This window comes from Saccharopolyspora sp. MMCC62 (genome assembly GCF_057736575.1).
This window is the reverse complement of sequence record NZ_JBYKCM010000004.1, coordinates 396,088-416,251: the sequence shown is the minus strand read 5'-3', so window position 1 is coordinate 416,251 and position 20,164 is coordinate 396,088. Positions and strand designations below refer to the sequence as shown.

18 protein-coding genes are annotated in these 20,164 nt (G+C 71.6%); 2 read left to right on the top strand and 16 right to left on the bottom strand.

Going from position 1 to position 20,164, the window contains the following annotated elements:
* Positions 1 to 24 precede the first annotated feature (24 nt).
* From AC29IT_RS12345 to eccCa, 14 genes are all read right to left on the bottom strand, one after another.
* Entirely contained in the window at positions 25 to 2,754 is a 2,730-nt protein-coding gene (locus AC29IT_RS12345; protein WP_488218768.1) for a DNA polymerase III subunit gamma/tau domain-containing protein, read from the bottom strand.
* A complete protein-coding gene (locus AC29IT_RS12340; RefSeq protein WP_358434115.1) occupies positions 2,754 to 3,065 on the bottom strand; it encodes a type VII secretion target in 312 nt (103 codons plus the stop codon). The genes AC29IT_RS12345 and AC29IT_RS12340 overlap by 1 nt, the downstream gene beginning before the upstream one ends.
* Before the next feature lie 139 nt (positions 3,066 to 3,204).
* On the bottom strand, positions 3,205 to 3,540 hold the full coding sequence (locus AC29IT_RS12335; protein WP_358434112.1) for a hypothetical protein: 336 nt from the start codon (positions 3,538 to 3,540) through the stop codon (positions 3,205 to 3,207).
* Between the two features lie 113 nt (positions 3,541 to 3,653).
* Positions 3,654 to 3,776 (bottom strand): hypothetical protein, encoded by a 123-nt coding sequence (locus AC29IT_RS12330; RefSeq protein WP_358434109.1) that lies wholly within the window; start codon positions 3,774 to 3,776, stop codon positions 3,654 to 3,656.
* Positions 3,769 to 3,933 (bottom strand): hypothetical protein, encoded by a 165-nt coding sequence (locus AC29IT_RS12325; RefSeq protein ID WP_358434106.1) that lies wholly within the window; start codon positions 3,931 to 3,933, stop codon positions 3,769 to 3,771. The genes AC29IT_RS12330 and AC29IT_RS12325 overlap by 8 nt, the downstream gene beginning before the upstream one ends.
* A 51-nt stretch (positions 3,934 to 3,984) precedes the next feature.
* A complete protein-coding gene (gene glmM / locus AC29IT_RS12320; protein WP_358434358.1) occupies positions 3,985 to 5,319 on the bottom strand; it encodes a phosphoglucosamine mutase in 1,335 nt (444 codons plus the stop codon).
* 127 nt (positions 5,320 to 5,446) lie between these two features.
* Positions 5,447 to 5,926 (bottom strand): 30S ribosomal protein S9, encoded by a 480-nt coding sequence (gene rpsI, locus AC29IT_RS12315; RefSeq protein ID WP_488218884.1) that lies wholly within the window; start codon positions 5,924 to 5,926, stop codon positions 5,447 to 5,449.
* 89 nt (positions 5,927 to 6,015) lie between these two features.
* Positions 6,016 to 6,465 carry a 50S ribosomal protein L13 gene (gene rplM, locus AC29IT_RS12310; protein WP_358434101.1) on the bottom strand — a complete coding sequence of 150 codons (450 nt, stop codon included), beginning with the start codon at positions 6,463 to 6,465 and terminating at the stop codon, positions 6,016 to 6,018.
* A gap of 418 nt (positions 6,466 to 6,883) precedes the next feature.
* On the bottom strand, positions 6,884 to 7,171 hold the full coding sequence (locus AC29IT_RS12305; protein ID WP_358434098.1) for a WXG100 family type VII secretion target: 288 nt from the start codon (positions 7,169 to 7,171) through the stop codon (positions 6,884 to 6,886).
* Positions 7,172 to 7,233: 62 nt separating this feature from the next.
* On the bottom strand, positions 7,234 to 7,545 hold the full coding sequence (locus tag AC29IT_RS12300; protein ID WP_358434094.1) for a WXG100 family type VII secretion target: 312 nt from the start codon (positions 7,543 to 7,545) through the stop codon (positions 7,234 to 7,236).
* 268 nt (positions 7,546 to 7,813) lie between these two features.
* On the bottom strand, positions 7,814 to 9,634 hold the full coding sequence (locus AC29IT_RS12295) for a type VII secretion-associated protein (RefSeq protein ID WP_488218767.1): 1,821 nt from the start codon (positions 9,632 to 9,634) through the stop codon (positions 7,814 to 7,816).
* Between the two features lie 319 nt (positions 9,635 to 9,953).
* A complete protein-coding gene (locus AC29IT_RS12290; RefSeq protein ID WP_358434088.1) occupies positions 9,954 to 10,130 on the bottom strand; it encodes a DUF397 domain-containing protein in 177 nt (58 codons plus the stop codon).
* Positions 10,090 to 11,034 (bottom strand): helix-turn-helix domain-containing protein, encoded by a 945-nt coding sequence (locus AC29IT_RS12285; protein ID WP_358434085.1) that lies wholly within the window; start codon positions 11,032 to 11,034, stop codon positions 10,090 to 10,092. Before AC29IT_RS12285 ends, AC29IT_RS12290 begins: the two co-directional genes overlap by 41 nt.
* Positions 11,035 to 11,096: 62 nt before the next feature.
* Complete coding sequence (gene eccCa / locus AC29IT_RS12280; RefSeq protein WP_488218766.1) at positions 11,097 to 15,194, bottom strand: type VII secretion protein EccCa; 4,098 nt, start codon at positions 15,192 to 15,194, stop codon at positions 11,097 to 11,099.
* Positions 15,195 to 15,513: 319 nt separating this feature from the next.
* Between eccCa and eccD the strand changes: the two genes are divergently transcribed.
* Both eccD and mycP read left to right on the top strand, forming a co-directional pair.
* A complete protein-coding gene (gene eccD, locus AC29IT_RS12275) occupies positions 15,514 to 16,932 on the top strand; it encodes a type VII secretion integral membrane protein EccD (protein ID WP_488218765.1) in 1,419 nt (472 codons plus the stop codon).
* A gap of 11 nt (positions 16,933 to 16,943) precedes the next feature.
* Positions 16,944 to 18,335 carry a type VII secretion-associated serine protease mycosin gene (gene mycP, locus AC29IT_RS12270; RefSeq protein WP_488218764.1) on the top strand — a complete coding sequence of 464 codons (1,392 nt, stop codon included), beginning with the start codon at positions 16,944 to 16,946 and terminating at the stop codon, positions 18,333 to 18,335.
* Between the two features lie 75 nt (positions 18,336 to 18,410).
* Here mycP and AC29IT_RS12265 read toward each other — a convergent pair whose 3' ends face one another.
* A complete protein-coding gene (locus AC29IT_RS12265; protein WP_488218763.1) occupies positions 18,411 to 19,706 on the bottom strand; it encodes a WXG100 family type VII secretion target in 1,296 nt (431 codons plus the stop codon).
* Positions 19,706 to 20,011 carry a hypothetical protein gene (locus AC29IT_RS12260; RefSeq protein WP_488218762.1) on the bottom strand — a complete coding sequence of 102 codons (306 nt, stop codon included), beginning with the start codon at positions 20,009 to 20,011 and terminating at the stop codon, positions 19,706 to 19,708. Before AC29IT_RS12260 ends, AC29IT_RS12265 begins: the two co-directional genes overlap by 1 nt.
* Positions 20,012 to 20,164: the final 153 nt, after the last annotated feature.

The window sequence follows — 20,164 nt, the reverse complement described above, 5'->3', positions numbered from 1 at the left end:
AGCCCGCACTCCCCTGCTTCACGCTCATCCCCGCCGGTCCTCGCCGAACACCGCCCGGTGCCGGGCACCGGAATCGTCCACGCCGTCGTCGAACAGCTGCCCCTGGGTGCGCCACGGGCTGGAGTTCGTCCGCTCCTGATCACCCGAGCCGCCGCCCTGCTGGCCGCCGCCCATGCCACCCATGCCGCCCATCATGCCGCCGCCCATCGCGCCGGACTGCTGCGCGGCACCCGCCGAATCCGCCGGATCGCCCAGCATGCCCAGTCCCGTCGCGCCCTGCGGGCTGCCCTGAGCCGCGTCGTCCGCCCCGGCCAGCTTGGTCGCGCCGGCCTGCGGGTGCGCGTCCTCGAACGGGCCCGGGTGCGCGGGCGGCGGATCGGCGAGATCACCGGAGAACAGCTGACCCGACATCGTCGTGAACGACCCGGGCACCTGATCGCCGGTGAACGCGCTCGCCAGCCCGAGCCCCGCGGACTGCGGAGCGGTCGGCGCCGGGGCCAGCGGATCGGGCGCCGAATCGGTCGACGCCGCGTACGCCGCGGGCGCCACCGGCTCGGATCCGCCCACCGGTTCGAAGCCACCCACCGGTTCGAAGCCACCGGACGCAGGTGGTTCGAAGCCGCCGGACGCGGGCGGTTCGAAGCCACCGACCTGCGGCGGCGTGCCCACCGGCGCCGACGGGTCGAACCCGGCGCCCGGATCACGGCCGACGGGTGCGCCCGCCGCGTCGTCCGGCGGAGCACCGGGCATCGCGGGCGGCTCGCCCGGAGCGGGTGCGGCGAGACGCGGTTCGGCACCCGCACCGTGCTCGGCACCGAAGTCGATCGCCTGGTGCGCCGGGGGTTGACCGGGACCGTTGTCCACGTCCACCCGGATGCTGCCGTCCGGGGCCCGCTCCAGGGTGATCGTGCGGTCGCCCTCCTGGATCACCGCCTTGCCGTCCTCGCCCGGCTGCACCGGAATACCGGGCTGCTGCGCGGGATCCGGCGCGCCGGGGGTCGGGTTCGTGCCGACGCCCGGCAGACCGCCTTCGCCGGGCATCGGACCGGGAGCGGGCTGGGTGCTGACGCCCGGCAGGCCCGCCTGCCCCGGCATCGCGCCGGGGGTCGGGTTCGTGCCCACGCCGGGCAGGCCGCCCTGGCCCGGCATCGTGCCGGGGCTGGGGTTCGTGCCGACGCCGGACAGGCCGCCCTCGGGGCCGAACCGCACGTCGTAGGTCTTCGGCTGCCCGTCCTCGCCGATGATCGTCACCTTCGAGGTGCCCTGCTGGTCCGGTTCCTGGACCTGCACGGCGTTCCGGCCTTCGCCGACCGTCTCCGTCGCGGGCGCACCGGTTCCCGGGCCGCCCGAACCGTCCGCGCCGGGCTGCGGCATCCCCGGTGCCTCGGGTATCTCGGGGGCCTCCGGCATCTTCGGGGCCTCGGGCATCGCCGGGGTCTCCGGCATCGAAGGCGCGCCGCCGGGGGAACCGCCCGGCGAACCACCAGGAGAACCACCAGGGGACCCGCCCGGCGAACCACCGGGAGAGCCTCCCGGCGAACCGCCCGGGTTCTGCTGCCCCGCGCCCTGCTGGTCGGAACCCTGCGGACCGGACTCGTCCTTCGCCGGGCCGGGATTGCTGAACGGGTTCTCCTCGGCCTTGCCGAGCTCCTCGGTCAGCTTCTTCCACGCGTCGTCGACGGCGGTCTTGGTGTCATCGCACTTCTTGACGAAGTTCTTCCACTCCGTCTCGATGGACTCGGCGAACTGCAGGACCACCGAGTTGGCCTTGTTCCGGGCCGCATCCTTCGTTTCCTTGTCGGCGTCGCCGCAGCTCTCGTCGATCGGGATCTGCCAGATGCTCGCGACCTTGCGGATCACCAGGTCGTCGTCGCTCCCGTTGGCGAGGTCGATGGTGACTTCCCAGTCCGGCTTGCTCTTCTTCTGGAAGACCTCGGCGCGCCGTCCGTCCTGCTCCAGGACGAAACGGGCCTTCTCCCGGCAGAGATCACCGACCGCCTTGATCGACTCCTTCGTGACCTGCGCCGACGTGCGCAGCCGCTCGATCACCCTGTCCTGGGCCGTGGGCGTGAACTTCTCGTCGAAGAACCCCTGCGCGCTCTCCGACGCGGACCCGGTCCAGCCCTGCCGCAACTGCCCCAGCCGGTCGGACATCGCGCTGTGCGCTTGCCCCGTCCCGCGGTCGGCGTTCTCCAGGTCACCGATGATCCGGTCGAACTTGGCGAACTCGATGCCGCGCTGCTCGTCGTAGCGCTCCTTCACCTTCGCCTCGTCGCCGACCCCGACGCCAGCGTGCTTGATGCTCTTGATCTTCGCGTACAGCTTCACGAGGTCGATCATCAGGCTCAACCCCGGAGCGCCCGCGTTGAGCAGCTGATCGGAATCCGCCGCCCCCGCGCCCTCCCCGTTGTCGGCGCGGCGCTGAGTGTCGCCGATCGTGGCCTTGCCGCCCTCGATCGCGTCGCCGTGCTCGCGGCGCGCCCGCGCACCCTCGTCCGCCTGCTTCTTCGCCCCGGCGTAGGCGTCCTTGACGCGCTGGCTGGTGCTGGTGCCACCGCTCTCGTACGGCACCTGCTGCACACCGGCGCCGTCGTCGTACTTCGTCATGTAGGCGTCGAGCACGTCGTCCGGGTCGTCGCCGCCCGAACGCCGGTAGTCGAGCAGCAAGGTCACCTTGGCGTCCTCGTCGACCGAGCTGTCGTCCAGGATCGCTTTGACTTCGTCGACGGAGGGGAACTTCTGCTCGTCGGCCATCAGCTGTTCCCCGACTTCCCGACGGTCTCCGACGCGTCCGCGTCGGACCAGTCGTAGCCCTGGCCGGTCTGCTCCAGCTTGCCCGCGAAGTCGTCCATGGCGTCCGCCATCGAGGAGACGCACTTCGACAGCTTCGCCATGGCTTCCTGATAACCGCCGAACGCCTGCTGGTGCACGCGGCCGAAGTCCGCCGCCCCCAGATCGAGCTCCCCGATCTTCTTGGCGTGCTCGTCCCGCACCGGATCCGCCGTGCCCCGGATGCTGTTACCGGCGGCGACCAACTCTCCCGAGTTCGTCCCGAAACCTGACATCGTTGCCCCTCCTCGCACTTCACGCCGCCACGGACGCGCGCACGGGTGCGACGTCAGGTGGTGGCGCCAGGTTCCTCACCCTGGCAGGCAGGAGCGGCCGGTGGGCCGAAACCGGTGATCTCCTTGCATACGCGAAGGTTCACCGGGGCGGGTAGGGCCCCTGCGGCGGGTAGGGCGGCGGGGCCTGCTGCGGGAACGGCTGCGACTGCGGGAACGGCTGGCCGAACTGGTGCGGCTGAGCGACCGGGAACGGCTGGGACTGCGGAGCCTGCGGTGCGGACACCTGGGGTTGCGGCGCCTGCGGTTGCGGCGGCTGCCCCGGCGGGAACGGCTGCGGCTGCGCGTGCGGGAACGGCTGCGCGAACGGCGGGCCGGCCTGCGGCGGACCCGGGTTCGGGGCGTGCTCGCCCAGCTTCACCTTCACCACGAGCGCGGCGGTCAGCGCACCGGCGCCACCACCGACGAGAATGCTCACGAGCAGAAAAATCCAGTTCATCGGGTCCCCCCTTCGGCTCGCGCCCAAGGTATCGCCCGCGGCACCGCGGACCACCGGCGGCCAGCCGACGGGAGGAGGATCGGACCGGCCGCTCAATACCCGATGATCACCAGCGCGAGGATCACCGCCAGCGCCATCCCGGCCAGTGGCAGCACCAGGAGCATGACCAGGTTCGCGAGCCACTCCCCGCGCGCCGCGCGCACCCGCTCAGCCATGCCTGCGCGCCCGCCGGTTCACCCACCACTGACCGCCGTCGTGCACGGCGTTGATGGCTTTGGTCCCGGCTATGCCGAGGGCGGAGAACACGAGGACGGCGGTGACGAGCCCGACCGCGACGAGTCCGACGATGATGGCGACGACGATGGCACCCATGTGAGCAGCGTCTCACACATCTGCTCGCACGGGGAGACCTAGATCACAGCTTCACCGGATGGCAGCAACCACTCCGGCGAGTCGTTGCGCGGTGGCGTCGGCGATCTCCTCGCTCGGCGCCTCCACCATCACCCGCACGAGCTGCTCGGTACCGGACGGGCGAAGCAGCACGCGGCCCTGCTCGCCGAGCTCCGCCTCCGCGGCCGCCACGGCCTCGGACACCTCGGACGCCGAGACGGCCTGCGCCTTGTCCACCACCCGCACGTTCACCAGCACCTGCGGCAGCCGGCGCATCGTGGTGGCCAGGTCGGCGAGCGACTCGCCCGTCGCGGCCATCCGGCCCATCAGCCGCAGCGCCGTGAGCAGCCCGTCACCGGTGGTGGCGTGCCCGGGCAGCACCACGTGCCCGGACTGCTCGCCGCCCAGCGAGAACCCGCCCGCGCGCAGCTCCTCCAGCACGTAGCGGTCGCCGACCTTGGTGGTGCGCAGCTTCACACCGTGATCGCGCATCGCCAGGTGCAGGCCCAGGTTGCTCATCACGGTGGCGACCAGCGTGTCGTCGGCGAGCTCGCCGGACTCCTTCATCGCCACCGCGAGCACCGCGAGGATCTGGTCGCCGTCGACGACCTGCCCGGCCGCGTCCACCGCGAGGCAGCGGTCCGCGTCGCCGTCGTGCGCGATGCCCAGGTCGGCGCCGTGCTCCAGCACCGCGGCCCGCACGTTGTCCAGGTGCGTCGAGCCGACGCCGTCGTTGATGTTGATGCCGTCCGGGTCGGCGTGCAGCGCGATCACGTCCGCACCCGCGCGCCGGTAGGCCTCGGGGGCCGCGCCGGAGGCGGCGCCGTTCGCGCAGTCCACCACGACGCGGATGCCGTCCAGCCGCTGCGGCGTTGCCACCAGCAGGTGGTCCACGTAGCGCTGCACCGCGTCCGGCACGTCCCGCACCCGGCCGACGTGCTCGCCGGTGGGCCGCTGCACGTGCTCGTCGAGGCGGGCGGCGATCTCGTCCTCCACCGCGTCCGGCAGCTTGTGCCCACCGGCGGCGAACAGCTTGATCCCGTTGTCCGGCATCGGGTTGTGCGAGGCGGAGATCATCACGCCGATGTCGGCGCCCAGCTCGCCGACCAGGTACGCGACCGCGGGCGTGGGCAGCACGCCCACCCGCAGCACGTCCATGCCCGCCGAGGTCAGCCCGGCGGTGACCGCCGCCTCCAGCATCTCGCCGCTGGCCCGCGGGTCGCGGCCCACCAGCGCCACCCGGCGCCGGGAGTCGTCGCGGTCGTAGAGCACTCGGGCCGCCGCGGCCGCCACGGACAACGCCAGTTCCGGCGTGAGGTCCGCGTTCGCGAGACCTCGAACCCCGTCGGTGCCGAACAGCCGGGACATGTGCAGCGAATCCTCCTGGATCGACGGCAGTGCCACTGTCAGGCCGAACCCGGCCCGCAAAAAGATCACGGGAGCAGCCCCGGCGTCGCGCGGACGCCACGGCTGCTCCCGTGAATCGTACGAAAGGTCAGCGCTTGCTGTACTGCGGAGCCTTGCGGGCCTTCTTGAGGCCGTACTTCTTGCGCTCCTTCTCCCGCGAGTCGCGGGTGAGCATGCCGGCCTTCTTCAGCGCCGGACGGTCATCCGCGTCCAGCTCGACCAGCGCACGCGCGATGGCCATGCGCAGCGCACCGGCCTGACCGGAGGGGCCACCGCCGTTGAGGTTCGCGTGCACGTCGAAGCCCTCGACGCGCTCCACGAGAACCAGCGGTTCCTTCACGATCTGCTGGTGGACCTTGTTCGGGAAGTAGTCCTCGAGCGCCTTGCCGTTCAGCTTGAACCCACCGCTGCCGGAGGTCAGGCGCACGCGGACGATGGCCTCCTTGCGGCGGCCGACGGTCTGCACGGCGCGGCCGGACGGGATCGGAGCGAACTCCTGAGGCGCGTCCTCGACGTCGGTCTCGACGTCCGCGTCGACCTCGGCGTTCGCAGCGAAGTTCTCGCCGATGTTCTCGACGACGTCCTCGCCGACGGTCTCGATAACCGGAGTCTCCTCCGGAGCAGGAGTGGTCACTGGCTGGTCCTCGGGTCCCTCGGTCACTTCTCGACCTTCGCGTTGATCTGGTACGGCTGCGGGTTCTGGGCCGCGTGCGGGTGCTCCGGGCCTGCGTAGACCTTGAGCTTCTTGCCCATGGCCCGGCCGAGCTTGGTCTTCGGGAGCATGCCGTGAATGGCCTTCTCCAGGACCCGCTCGGGGTGCTTCGAATCCAGAACCTCGCCCAGGGACTGCTTGCGCAGGCCGCCCGGGTAACCGCTGTGCCGGTAGTGGAACGCCTGGTCGCGCTTCTTGCCGGTCAGCGCCACCTTCTCAGCGTTGACGATGACGACGAAGTCGCCGGTGTCGAGGTGCGGGGCGTAAGTCGGCTTGTGCTTGCCGCGCAGCAGCAGGGCGGCCTGGGTGGACAGCCGACCGAGCACCACGTCCTCGGCGTCGATGACATGCCAGGCGCGGGTCACCTCGCCGGCCTTGGGGCTGTACGTGCGCACGGATCTACCTCGTCGTCGTTCGCGTCGGAATCTCGGTGCGGACCCCGTGTGTTCCTCTGGGGAGCCCATCGGAACCGTGCCGGGTCGGAAACCCCGGTCTGGCCGGGGAACCGGCACGTCCTGGGTGTCACCAGAGACCTGTGGCCCCGGTTCGGCCTCGGCTCTCGCCGGGCGTTCCGCTGGGCCGGTCACCGCTCCAACACCGCAGTCGCGCACCGCACAACAAACAATCAGGGTACTCGTTGGCGAGAAGACCCACCGATACGGGGTCCCCTTCGCCGGGGAACGCCCGTCGGCGTGCCGAATCGCCGAGTGGATGCTACCCGGCGGCCCGGAAGCCCCGGACACCCGCCCCGGTGCAACGCCGACCCCGGGCCGCGAGGGGCGTCCGGGGTCGGCGGTGGGCTCGGGGCGAAGATCAGCCGCCGAAGCGACCGGCGTTCTTCTGCTCACCGGCCTGGTAGGACTCGTTCGCGGCGTTGACGGCCATGCCCATCTTCGCGGCGATCTCGATCATGTTCTGGGCGGCCTTGTCCCACTCGGTCTGCGCGGCGCGGTACGCCTCCTGGGCCTGGCCCTCCCAGGTGTTGACCAGCGGCTTGAGCATGTTCTCCAGCTCGTCCAGCTCGCCCTGGATCTTGGTGGCGGTGCCGCCCAGGTCGTCCGCAGCCTGGCTCAGCTGGCCGAAATCAACCCGAATTTCCATGATGTGGTCCCCTCACGTGAAGTGGTCGAAAGAAGGTGGAGAAACGAACGTCGATGGCGGGCTCAGCCGCCGAGCATGCCCTCGATCTTGGAGATCTCGGCGGCCTGCTCCTCTTCGTTCTGGGTGTAGGCCTGACCCGAGGACTGGATGTTCTCGCTGATCTCGCCCAGCTTCTGGTTGATCACCTTGGCGTTCTCCTGGAACGCGTCCATGAGGCGGCGGAAGACGTCGGAGGCGCCGCCCTTCCAGGAAGCCAGGACCGGCTCGAGCTGCGTCTGCAGCGTGTTCACCGCGTTCTCGACGTTGCCGCGAACCTCTTCGACCTGACCCGAAGCCTTGGCCATCAGGTCCGCGTCGGTACCCATCCCGCTCATAGGTGAGCCCCCTTCATTCGTTGTTCGAAGATCGATGAACCTACGACGCAGACATTGCCACGTCCGGTTCCGCTCTGTCCCAGCTTTTCGCGGAAACGGTTGCGGCTGTAAACGCGGATGAGGGAAATCGCTGGTCACGAGCGGATTAGCGATTGCGAAAGAATCCGCGCGCGCCGACTGCGCGGACGAACGGACGCGGAATTCGCGAATGCGATTTGCACCCGCTACCGATTTCGCGTGGCGGCGGGCACCTTTCGCGGGGCGGTGATCACCGGGAGATCGAGAGCGAGGAGACGACCCGCTCGCAGGCTCCCTCCACTTCGGACTTCCCCGCCGCGGTGTACCGGCAGCCCACGCTCACCTGGTAGTGCCCCTGGTGCAGCACGAACCACTCGACGGTCGCGCCCGCCAGGTCCTCCCGGTAGTACACGACGTCCCGGCCCGCGAAGGTCGCCGAGGAGTCGAAACCGGAGAAGCGCTGCCCGTCGGCGTTGTACCGGTCGTACTCGGCGCGCAGGTCCGCGACCGCGCGGGAACGCCCGGCCTCCACGTCGTAGCCGAGGTCCCCCTGCTGCACGACGATCAGGTCGTCGCCGTCGGAGCGCGGCGCGACCACGGTCTGCCACAGCTCCGGATCGCCGCCGGTCTGCTTCCAACCGCCCGGGTAGTCGAAGCCGTACTCGTACTGCGCGACGTGCCGCGGCGGGACGTCCGCCCGGCCGCCGGTGACCTGCACGAGCAGCACCGCGACCACCACCACGAGCACGATCGCCGCGGCGGCGGCCGCACCCCACACCCAGGGCTGCACCCCGGTCCGGCGCGGCACCGGGGTGTGGAACACCGGACGCGTCTGGTCGCCGGCGCCGATGACGATGGTGGAGGCGCGGCTGAGCGAATCGCCCGGCGGCACCGCGGCGGGCTGCGGTACCCATCCCGGCCGCTGCCCGGCCGCGTAGCGGGGACGCGCGGCCGGTGCCGGCGCGCCGCGGTGCGCGCCCGCGGGCGCGAGCCCACCGGTGCGCTCCGGGTCCAGCCGCACCGCCCGCAGCGCGCCGCGGGCCACCACCGTCTCCGGCTGGTCCAACGTGGTCGGCAGCACCCCGGTGCGCTCGTGCAGCAACCGGGCCACCAGCGGGATCCGGCTGGAACCGCCGACCAGGAACACGCCGGCGAGGCGGTCCCGCGGCACCTGGCCGTCCTGCAGGATCGTCGAGACGAGGTCCGCGGCCTTCGCCAGCGGCGCGGCCACCAGGCGTTCCAGGTCGGCGCGGGTGACGTGCGCGTCCGAGAACGGCGGCGGCATCGGCACGTCCGTGTAGGTGTGCCGGGACAGCGTCTCCTTCGCCCCGCGCACGTCCTGGCGCAGCACCCGGCGGCGCCGCCGGTCGGCCATGTCCCGGCCTTCGACGAGCTTGTGCCACGCGGCCGGGTCCATCCCGGACACGACGGAACCGATGTGCTCCAGCAACGCCTGGTCGATGTCGGCGCCGCCGAAGTTCGGTTCGCCCCTCGTCGCCAGCACCCGGAACGCGTGCCCCTGCTTGCGGACCACGCTGGCGTCCACGGTGCCGCCGCCGAGGTCGAGCACGGCCAGCGCGCCGCCGTCGGGCAGCCCGTGCCCGGCGGAGTGGAACACGGCCGCGGCCACGGGTTCGGGGACGAGCACCACTTCCTTCGCCAGCCCGGCGGCGGCCTGGCGCAGCACCCCGGCGCGGACCGCGCCCCAGTCGGCGGGGTGGGTGAGCACGAGCAGGTCCACTCCGGCGCCTGCGGCGAACCGGCGGGCCTCGCCGACGGCGCGCTGCAGCACCGCGCGCACCACGTCGCCGACGCGCAGCACGCTGCTGCCGAGCAGCAGCTCGCCCTCGTCGATGCGGCGCTTGGGGTGCGGTTCGAACCGGGACGGGTCGACGGCGGCCTGCCGCTCCGCCTCGTGGCCGACGAACACCGTGCCGTCGGCGGCGGCGAACACCGCCGAGGGCACCAGGGGCTGGCCGTCGACGACCACCACCTGCGGTTCACCGCCGCCGACGGACACCACGGTGCAAGTGCTCGAGGTGCCGAAGTCGACCGAGACGTGCAGGGACACCCACTACTCCTTCGCGCACCGCCGCGAGGTCGCGTCGGTGTCTTCGCCGGGCCGCCGGTGCGGCGGGACGAACCGGGAGCGAACCCGAATTCCCCCGAACGGTTCGCGCGAGTCGGGTTCCGATCCCGAATCCACCCCAGCACCCTAGAGGCCGAGGGTGCGCGCAGTTCAACAGTCTGCCCTCGATCGGGTGACTTAGGCGGCAACCCCTTGACTCACCGTGCGCGACGCTCCCGATCATCGAGCGGCCCGGCCGACCCCGGGCGCGGCGGTCGTCCCGCCGTCCCGGTGGCCGCCCTCCCCCGGCGGCCCGCGGAGCTCAATTCGAATACTTGATCTCGGCCAGGAACGTGCGCCATTGATCGCGTCGGAAGCACAACACCGCGGACTGGTCCTTCGAATCGCGCACGTCCACCCGCATCGCGATCGACCCCACTTCCACGCACGCCGATTGACTACCGCTGTAGCTCGATTTCCGCCAGCGCCCCGTCCCCATGACCAGTGCCCTCCCCGCACTCGTACCTGCGCGCATAAGCCGCGACGAGTTCCAGGGAACATTCAGGGCTCAGCGCCGTCCGGCACAGACTAGATCGTGCGTGCAGAAAGGGCGTTACATCTTCCGGGTCGTCCAGGAATGCGCCGCACCGGCGCTGTTCCAAGTGGACGATCGGCCTGCTCCGAACGAACTCCAGCAGCAGGAACGGGCCGTCCAGCCCGGTGTGCGCGCCCTTCGCGAACGGCACCACGTGCAGCGAGATGTTCGGTTCCCGGCACATCGCCTGCACGGCGTTCAGCTGCGCGGCCATCACCGCAGGCCCGCCGACGGCGCGGCACAGCGCGGCCTCGTCCAGCAGCACCACGTACCGGGTCGGTTCGGAGCGGTGCAGCACCCCCTGCCGGGCCAGCCGGGCCGCGATGAGCCGGTCCACGCGATCGGCCGGAACACCGGTGGCGAGGAACAGCGCGCGGGCGTAGTCGGGAATCTGCAGCAGTCCCGGAATGAGGACCTCGGACGCCTCGGTGATGCAGACCGCGCGTTGTTCCGCGTCGATGAGTTCGGTGAGCTGCGCGGGCAATCCGACACCCGATTCCCACCACACCGGTTCGTCGATGTCGTAGGCGAGGCGCAACAGGCGGTCGCGGTTCGCGCCGCGGACGTCCACGGCGTCCAGGAAGGCCCGCACGGAATTCGGGGCGAGACGGCGGCGGGCCGTCTCCATTCGGCTCACCTTCGCTTCGGAGCAGCCGATCAGATCGCCGAGCTGGCGCAAGGTCAGTCCGGATTGCTCGCGAACGGCACGCAATTCCTTTCCCAGCGCGCGGGCTCGGGGGGTGTCTGACATGGCCCACACCATAAGCGCGAAAACCGAGGAAGATCTTCGCTCGATCGTGTCATTCACCGAGAGCGACGACGGCCCTCCCCGGTCAGGGGAGGGCCGTCGTCGTTCCGCTCAGGAACCGATCACTGCGGCTGCGAGTACGCCGTCTGGATCAGCTGCGGGCCACCGCGCATCGAGCGGCTGACCAGCATCCCGCGGCCCGGCGGCAGCTGCCGGGACTTGACGTTGCCGACGAGCTGGCCGTCGTCCTTGTTCGCGCTCATCGCCAGACCCGGGGTGGAGACCTCCCGCATCTTGCCGATGATCGGCTCGAACAGCGCCCGGCTGGCACCGCCCGAGTTCCGGGCCAGGATGATGTGCAGCCCGACGTCGGAGGCCTGCGGGACGAACTCGGCCAGCGGCGCCAGCGGATTGCTCCCCTGCGGCGAGACCATCTCGTAGTCGTCGATCACGATGAACAGCTCCGCGCCCTTCCACCAGGAGCGGTCGCGCAGCTGCTGCTGCGTGACGTCCGGGCCGGGCAGCCGCCGCTTCAGCGCGTTGACGATGTCCCGCACGTTGCTCTTCAGCTGGTCCGAGGTGACCGTGTACTCCATCAGGTGCGACTCCGGCACGACGCCGAGCATCGTGCGGCGGAGGTCGACGTGCAGGATCAGCGCCTGTTCGCGGGTGTACCTGGTGGTGATGCCGTGCACGATGCTGCGCAGCAGCGCCGTCTTCCCGGACTCCCGCTCGCCGAACGCGTAGAAGTGCGGCTCGGCCTTGAAGTCCAGGTAGACCGGGTTGAGCCCGTCCTCGTTGATGCCGATCGGCACCAGGTGCGGACGCGGCTGCTGCTCCAAGGTGGGCAGCTGCTCGTACGGCAGCAGGTTCGGCAGCAGCCGGACCTGCGGCGCCGGACGGCCCTTCCACGAGCTGCGGACCCGGTTGACCAGGTCGGCGACGCCGTCGGCGAGGTCGTCGTTGTAGAGCTCCCACGACGGGCGCGGGTGCTTCTCGTTCGCCGCCTCGGCGCGGGCCGCCTCCGCGGGGATGCGGTCGCCGAGCTTCTCGCTGTCCACCCGGGGCAGTGCCGTCAGGTAGTGCATCTGCGTGGCGTGCAGCCCGCGTCCCGGGCGGCCCTGCGGCACGGTCACCGCGAGCTTGCGGTTGACCTCGGACTCGCCGGGGTCACCGAGCCGGAGCTCCATCCGGGTGCCGAGGGCGTCCTTGACCTGCGGCCGGATCGCGGCCCACCGGTTGGCACCGATGAACACGTGGATGCCGAACGCGAGGCCCTGCTGCACCAGGTTGTTGATCTCCGGTTCGAGCGGCTCGAAATCGGGCTCGGCGCGGAACGCCTCCCAGCCGTCGATGATGAGGAACACGTCGCCGTACGGGTCGTCGGTGATCTCGCCGCGGCGCTTCCGGTTGCGGAAGTCGGTCATCGAGTCGATGCCCGCCTCCTGGAACCGGCCTTCGCGCGCCGCCAGCAGCGCCTTGATCTCCGCGATGGTGCGGCGCACCGTGTCCGGGTCGCGCCGGTTGCCGTACGCGCCGACGTGCGGCAGGTTGCGCAGCGCCGCCAGCGAACCACCACCGAGGTCGACGCAGTAGAACTGCGCTTCCTGCGGGGTGTGCGTGAGCGCCATCGACGCGATCATCGTGCGCAGCAGGTTCGACTTGCCGGTCTGCGGACCGCCGACCACGGCCCCGTTGCCCTCGGCGCCGTTGGCGAAGCGCAGCACGAGCGGGTCCTGCCGCTGGTGGTAGGGCACGTCGATGAGCCCGATCGGCACTTCCAGCTTGCCGCTGCCCGGGTGGCCGACGGCGGAGTAGCCGCGGTCGTCGGTGGCCTGCAGCGGCGGCAGCAGCCCGTCCAGCGTGGGCGGCGCGTCCAGCGGCGGCAGCCACACGGTGTGCGCGGGCGGCCACTGGCCCTCGACCTTGTTGATGACCAGCTGGAAGTCGGTCGGCGCCAGCTCGTCCTTCTTCTTCGGTTCCTCTTCTTCGACGACCGCCGGTGCCGCGGGCTCCGGGGGCTTCTCCACGAAGTCGGGGATGAAGAACCGCGGCCGCTTCTCCCCCGTCACCGGCGAAGCCGCGCGGCTCATCGGGCGGCGTCCGCTGGTCTGGTGGTCGTGGCCGGAGACGTAGGCGGCGCGGAAGCGCTCCATCCCGTTGGGGTGCTTCAGGTAGCCGTGCCCACCGTTGGAGGGCAGGTCCGCCGCGTCCGGGATGCCGATGGCGGCGCGGGACTCGGAAGCGTTGAACGTCTTCAGGCCGATCCGGTAGGACAGGTGCGAGTCCAGGCCGCGCAGCTTGCCCTCCTCCAGCCGCTGCGAGGCGAGCAGCAGGTGGACCTGCAGCGACCGGCCCAGCCGGCCGATCATGTTGAACAGGTCGGCGAACTCGGGCTTCTGCTGCAGCAGCTCGCCGAACTCGTCGATGACCACGAACAGCGCGGGCAGCGGGTCCTTGGCGTTCTCGTGCCCGGCCTCGTAGAGCTTCCGGTAGTCCCAGACGTTCTTCGCGCCCGCCTTGTCCAGCACCTCCTGCCTGCGGTTCATCTCGCCGTCGAGGGCGGCCTGCATCCGGTCGACCAGGGTGCTGTCGTCACCGAGGTTCGAGATGCTCGCCGAGACGTGCGGGGCGCTGTCGAAGCCCTTGAACGTCGCGCCGCCCTTGAAGTCGACGAGCACGAAGTTCAGCGATGCCGAGGAGTGCGTGGCCAGCAGGCCCAGCACGATGGTGCGCAGGAACTCGGACTTGCCGGAACCGGTCGCACCGATGCACAGCCCGTGCGGGCCCATGCCGTTGGACGCGGTCTCCTTGATGTCCAGGTGCACGATCTCGCCCTGCTCACCCGGGCCGATCGCGACGCGGTACATGTCGTCCCGCGGGCGCGGGCGCCACGCCTCGTTGAGGTCGAAGGTGACCGGGTCGCCCGCGAGGCCGAGCTGCTCGATGTAGTTGAGCTGCGTGGTGAGCGGTTCGAAACCGTCGCCGTCGTCCACCTCGGCCGGGCCGGACGCGATGCGGTAGCGCGCCATCTGGCGGGCCAGCGAGGTGGCCTCCTCCATGCTCAGCGTGTCCGGTTCGCCGAACCACTCCACGCTGTTCTGGCCGCGAGCGCCGATGCGGTCCGGCTCGACGACGATGCGCATGCCGCGGCGCTGGGTCATCTGACCGAGCACATCGGACAGGTCGATGATCGTGACGCCGGCGAGGCCGCTTTCGACGATCAGCTGCTCCTCGCGGCTGATCTCGGCGTCGTCGAGCACGATCACGATGTGCGGCTGGCCGTCCGGCGGGGCCGCGTTGCGCTGGAACCGGGGGCGTTCGGCGAGCTGCTCGTCGAGCATCTCCTCGATGCCCCACAGCGAACCGGACATCAACCGCAACGAGCCGATGCCGTCGGTCTCGGTCGGGTGCTGCGCGTGCGGCAGCCACTTCACCCAGTCCCACTCGGTGCGGGCCCGGCCGCTGGAGGCGACCGCGATCATCACGTCGTTCGGCGAGTGGAAGGTCGCCAGCTGCGCCAGCATCGCCCGCGCCAGCCCCCGGGTGACCGCCCGGTCGCCCTGCAGCCCGACCGCGGCGAAACCGCGCAGCGAGGTCGCGATCGGCAGCTGCGCCACCAGCGAGTGCGCGCGCACGAAACGGCGCAGCGCCAACGTGGTGATCGGCTCCAGCTCGTCGACCGGACCGGTCTGCGGCGGCACCAGCCGGGTCTCCAGGCGCTGCGAACCGCGGCCGACCCGGACCTGGCAGAAGTCGTTGTCGTTCGGCCTGCGCTCCCACATCCGCCGGGTGCCGTTCGTCAGCGACCACAGCGTCTGCGGGTCCGGGTGGACCCACTCCCGGGCGAGGCGCTGCTCGTCCGCGGCCTCGCGGGCGCGATCCCGCATCTGACCGAGGTACCGCAGGTAGTCCTTGCGGTCCTCGTTCATCTCGGCCTTCTTCTGACCGCCGTCCTTGCCGCCGCCCGCCATCATCCCGAAGGTCGAGACGAGCATCATCATCGGCATCATCATCATCATCGGGTTGTCCTTGGCCCGCTGAAGCATGAAGACCATCATCCCGAGGGATGCGACGATCATGACGCCTGGCAGCACCTTCTGAACGATGTTGCCGGGGATCACCCGCGGGATCTCGGGTGGCGGTTCGAGGTGCACCTCCCCGCCAGGCGGCCTCGGAGCGGCCATGCGCGGCGTTCGCTTGAACTGCAGCGTGCTCACCGGAGGCAGCAACCTTTCCTGTCGTAGCAATGTGGAGCGGCGGGCTCACGTCACGACGCCCCTACTGCCGCAGGCGGCATTCTGTACCGTCCACGGCACCGACGTCAGCAGGGTCCGGGTGGTTCCGGCCGGTCCGTGACCATCCGGTTGCGAACCCGTTGGCACGAGTTCGACCAAACCCTTCACCCCTGCGAGGTCGGTGCGGCCATACTAGGGGCGCTCTTCGGCCGGGCGGGCCGCTTTCGCCGAGAAAACCGCACCACGGCCGGATTGACGCAGGAGGACCCAAGTGCCAGGACTTAGGAAGTAGGGGGCCGCAGTGGCGACCGGGACCACGGTGTTCAGCCGCGTGACAGTGGTGGCGCCGAATACTCGCATCGACTTGGCGCTGCCCGCCGACGTCGCGGTGGCGGATCTGCTGCCGATGCTGCTGGAGATGGCCCGCGAGGCCAGCACGGACGGTGGCTCGCGGCACGGCGGCTGGTGCCTGGCGAAGCTGGGTGAAGAACCGCTGGAGAACAGCCAGACGTTGTCCTCGCTGGGCGTCGTCGACGGCGAGCTGCTGCAGCTGCGCCGCCGCTCCGACGACCCGCCGCCGCCGCTGTACGACGACGTGGTGGACGCGCTCGCCGAAGCGGAACCGGGCAGCTACCGGCCGTGGACGAAGGAGACCGCCGCGAAGATCGGGCACGCGGCGGGCGTGCTCGGGTTCGTCGCGGCCGCCGCCGCATTAGGACTGTCCGGTCAGGCCGGTGGCGTCCTCTTCCACGCGATCACCGCGATCATCGCGGTCGTGGTCGCCGTGTTCGCCACCGGAATCGGCTCCGTCGTGACCCGCGCCTACGGCGCCGCCACCACCGGGACCGTGATCGCCGGGGCGGGCGCGCTGCCGATGGCGTTCGTCGCCGGGCTCAACGCGGTGCCGGGCAACGACCCCACCCCGAAGCTGCTGCTGGCCAGCGCGCTGGTGCTCATCTTCGCGTCGATCTCGCTGATGGTGATCGGCACCGGCATCGTCACGTTCATCGCCGCCGCGACCGTCTCCACCTTCGCGGTGCTCGCGTTCATCGCCGCGCTGCTGCTGCCGAGCGGGGCGAGCGCGGCCGGGGTCGCCGCCGGCGCAGGCGCCATCGGGCTCGCCGGGATCTCGCTGCTGCCGCGGCTGACCATCCAGCTGGCGAAGCTGCCGCTGCCGCACGTGCCGGGCAACGCCGACGACCTCAAGGAGGACGAGGGCTTCCCGGACTACCTGATGATCGAGCGCCGCACCGGCCTCGCCCACCAGTACATGACCGGCCTGATCATCGGCTGCGGGCTCACCGCCGCGCTCGGCGCGATCCTCGCCATCACGCTGGCCAACGGCGGCGTCTTCGGCGCCCTGTTCGCGATCGTGGTCTCCGCGGTGCTGCTGCTGCGCGGCCGCAACTACGCCAACGGCAGCCAGGCGGTGGCGCTGCTGGTCAGCGGGCTGCTCGCCGCAGTCGGCGTGGCCGCCGGGCTGCTCGTGCAGACCGCGCTGATGCCGATGGCCGTCGCGTGGGTCTTCCCGCCGCTGCTGCTGCTCAGCGTCGGCTCGCTCGTGTTCGGCGTGGTGTTCCCGAACCGCCGGTTCTCGCCGGTGCAGCGGCGCATGGTGGACATCCTGGAAGCGGTGCTGATCGCACTGGTGCTGCCGCTCGCGCTGGGCGTCATGGACCTGTACATGACGATCCGCGACCTCAACCTCAACTTCTTCTGAGGACCGTCGAGATGGTTTTCAACTCGCGGAACGGTGCGCTGCGGCGGGGCGTGGCGCTGGTCGCCGTCCTGGGGATCACCGGGCTCGGCGCGGCGCAGCCCGCGCTGGCGGACGAGATCGAGTTCCAGCCGCCCCCGCTGGTCCCGGCCGCGCCCGGGAGCGGGCCGCTCAGCCCCTCCGGCAACTTCGAGCCCACCCAGGGCTGCATGCAGGCGAACAACAGCGGCACCTCCGTCGAGGAGAAGCCGTGGAGCCAGCTCACCCTCGGGTTCGAACGCGCCCACGCCGAAGGGCTCACCGGTCAGGGATCGACCGTCGCGGTCATCGACACCGGCGTCAACGAGCACCCGCGCCTGAAGCTGAACGACGGCGGCGGCAGCGCCGTGCCGGGCGGCGGACCGAACCAGGACTGCGACGGCCACGGCACCGTGGTGGCCGGGATCATCGCGGCGCAGCAGTCCTCGGACAGCGGGTTCGTCGGGGTCGCCCCGGACGCCACGATCATGTCGATCCGGCAGTCGTCCGCGGTGTACCAGGACAAGCAGCAGAACAAGACGATCGGCGACACGCAGACGATGGCGCAGGCCGTGCAGTACGCCACGGACCGGGGCGTCGACGTCATCAACATCTCGCAGTCGTCCTGCCAGACGATGGCCGCGGCGATGGCCGACGGCGGCGGGTACAACAACCGGCTGTACAACGCGGTGAAGAACGCCTCCGACCAGGGCGTCGTCGTGGTCGCCGCGGCGGGCAACACACAGGACAGCTGCCAGAAGAACCCGCCCGGCAACCCGGTCACCGCGGTGCTGCCCGCCTGGTTCGACGAGTACGTGCTGACCGTCGCCTCGGTCGGGCAGCAGGGCCAGGCCTCCGAGTTCACCGTCCCCGGGCCGTGGGTCGACGTCGCCGCACCGGGCGAGGACCTCACGGCGCTCGACCCGGGCAGCGGCGGCACCGGCGTGGTCAACCAGATCGCGACCGGGCAGCAGGGCGAGCCGGGACCGATCCAGGGCACCAGCTTCGCCGCCCCCTACGTGTCGGGGCTGGCGGTGCTGATCAAGGAGAAGTTCCCGGAGCTCACCGCGAAGCAGGTGATGGACCGGATCGAGCAGACCTCGCTGAGCCCCGGCGGGCCGAACGGGCGCAACGACATCCTCGGGCACGGCATGATCGACCCGATGGCGGCGTTGAGCGACGTGGTGCCCGCGGAGCACGGCGTGCAGCCCGCTCCGGCGAAGCCCGCCCGGCTCAGCGCGGACGTCATCCCGCAGGCCGACTGGGCGGCGCTGACCGTCGCGTTCGGCGGGGCGCTCGGCGGGATCGGGGCGGTGCTGTTCACGGCGTTCCTGATCAACGCGCGGCGCACGGCCCGGGCGCGCAGCGCGGGCACCGACGACGACTGATCCCGGCACCGGCCGACGACGAGGCCCGGTGGAGTCCACTTCGGACTCCACCGGGCCTCTTCCATCAGCGCGCGATCACTCCGGGCGCTTCTTCTTCGCGTCGCCGAGCACCGGTTCCACGGCGGGCGGGACGCCGAACAGCTCCGCCGGGTCGGCCTTCGGGCGCGGCCGCCGCTGCCCGCGACGGCCCGCGGCGCCGCCCGCCCCGGCCAGGCCCGCCATCCCGGCGAGCGGCATCATGCCCCCGACCATCCCGCCGCCGAGCAGGGCACCGGTGGTGCCCGCGGAGTCGTCGGTGCCGTGCTCGGCGGTGTCGTGCTCGCCGGGTTCGGCCTGGGCGGGGGTGGTCGACGCGGCTCCGGTCGCCCCGGGATCCGCGCGGTGCGCACCGTCCGGCGGTCCACCGGCGGCCCGTTCCGCGCCGCTCGCCAGCTCCGTCCACAACGGATTCTTCGGACCGTCCGCGGTGACGGTGGGCACCGGCGGCAGCACGTCCCGCTGCTCGGCGCAGGACCGCTGCAACCGGGCCATCACCTCGTGCACCGATTCGGCCAGCCCGGCCGCCGGGCGCCGGGCGCGCATCAGGTGCTCGCGGGCGGCGGGCAGGTCGGCGCCCGGTTCGCGCAGCGCCGCGTGCACTCCCGCGGCGACCTCGGTGAGGAACCGCCGCATGTCCCCCGCGATCTCGTGCAGCGCGTCGGCGGCCGCGTCCAGCGCCGCGGCCAGCGCGTCCGCCGCCTCGGCGAGCGCACCGCCGCTCGCGCCGATCCGGCGCAGCCCGGCGATGAACCCGTCGGCGGCCGCGCCGTCCCAGCTCGCCTCGATGCCGCTCACCTCGCCCGCGGCCGCCGAGGTGCCGTCGCGCAGCGCGTCCGCGGCGGCGCGCCAGAACGCGGCGGCGGGCCGCAGCGACCGCCACTCCCCGCCGGCGACGGCGAACTCGGGGGCGAACGGGTCGGGAACTTCCAGCACCTCGGCGGACTGGCGCAGGAAGTCCAGCTGCACCGGGGGCTCGGCCCGCTCGGGGTCGAACGCGGCGGGCGAGGTGTCCGGCGGGCTCGGCGCGGAATCCGGTGCGACGGTCCCGGATTCCGGTGCGACCGGCTCCGGTCCCGCTGCGCCGAAGCCGGATTCCGGTGCGGCGAAGCCGGTTTCCCGTGCGGCGGTTCCGGTTCCCGCTGCGGCGGTTCCGTTTTCCGGTGCCGCACTCCCGGTCTCCCGTGCGGCGGCACCGGATTCCGCTGCGGCGGTCCCGGCTTCGGTCCCCGCCGCCGGAGCGTCCGGCGCCGACCGCCGCTCCGCCTCCGCCGCGCTGGCCGCGCGCACCGTCCGCAGGTCGTTGGCCTGCAACATCCCGCCCTCGTCCGCCATCACGCCGCGCCTTCCCCGCCGAACCCGGCGGCGTGCTCGGCGTCCTCGGCCGCGTGCCGTTCGGCGACCGCGGCGAGCTCACCGCCCGCGTCCGCGACCGCGTGCCCGAGGGCGAAGATCCGCTCCCGCAGCGCCACCGCCAGCCCGTCGTACGACTCGGCGGCCACCTCGCCCCAGGACCCGAACTCCGCGCCACCGGGCGCGTTCCCCAGTTCCCGCCCCACTTCGCCCACGAGCTCCCCGGCGGCGCGCACCGCGTCCGCGCGCCGCGCCAGCTCGTCGGTCTCGATCCGGATCCCCGCCATCCGGCACCTCCCGGTAGTCGACGACACCGGTCACCCCAGCGGACCGGCGGATGCGCCGCGCGACCCGGCGCGAGCACACCATCCCTGCGACGTGCCCGGTGGAGCAACGGTTCCCCGCCACTGGGCGGGAAACGCGACACGGCCCGCCCGACC

What these genes read in the sequence shown, in the direction of transcription:
- AC29IT_RS12340 (WP_358434115.1), bottom strand. Translation starts at nt 3,065, where the DNA reads ATGTCAGGTTTCGGGACGAACTCGGGAGAGTTGGTCGCCGCCGGTAAC.
- AC29IT_RS12290 (WP_358434088.1), bottom strand. Translation starts at nt 10,130, where the DNA reads ATGGGGACGGGGCGCTGGCGGAAATCGAGCTACAGCGGTAGTCAATCG.
- AC29IT_RS12305 (WP_358434098.1), bottom strand. Translation starts at nt 7,171, where the DNA reads ATGGAAATTCGGGTTGATTTCGGCCAGCTGAGCCAGGCTGCGGACGAC.
- AC29IT_RS12300 (WP_358434094.1), bottom strand. Translation starts at nt 7,545, where the DNA reads ATGAGCGGGATGGGTACCGACGCGGACCTGATGGCCAAGGCTTCGGGT.
- mycP (WP_488218764.1), top strand. Translation starts at nt 16,944, where the DNA reads ATGGTTTTCAACTCGCGGAACGGTGCGCTGCGGCGGGGCGTGGCGCTG.
- AC29IT_RS12265 (WP_488218763.1), bottom strand. Translation starts at nt 19,706, where the DNA reads ATGGCGGACGAGGGCGGGATGTTGCAGGCCAACGACCTGCGGACGGTG.
- AC29IT_RS12260 (WP_488218762.1), bottom strand. Translation starts at nt 20,011, where the DNA reads ATGGCGGGGATCCGGATCGAGACCGACGAGCTGGCGCGGCGCGCGGAC.
- AC29IT_RS12330 (WP_358434109.1), bottom strand. Translation starts at nt 3,776, where the DNA reads ATGGCTGAGCGGGTGCGCGCGGCGCGCGGGGAGTGGCTCGCGAACCTG.
- AC29IT_RS12345 (WP_488218768.1), bottom strand. Translation starts at nt 2,754, where the DNA reads ATGGCCGACGAGCAGAAGTTCCCCTCCGTCGACGAAGTCAAAGCGATC.
- glmM (WP_358434358.1), bottom strand. Translation starts at nt 5,319, where the DNA reads ATGTCCCGGCTGTTCGGCACCGACGGGGTTCGAGGTCTCGCGAACGCG.
- AC29IT_RS12325 (WP_358434106.1), bottom strand. Translation starts at nt 3,933, where the DNA reads ATGGGTGCCATCGTCGTCGCCATCATCGTCGGACTCGTCGCGGTCGGG.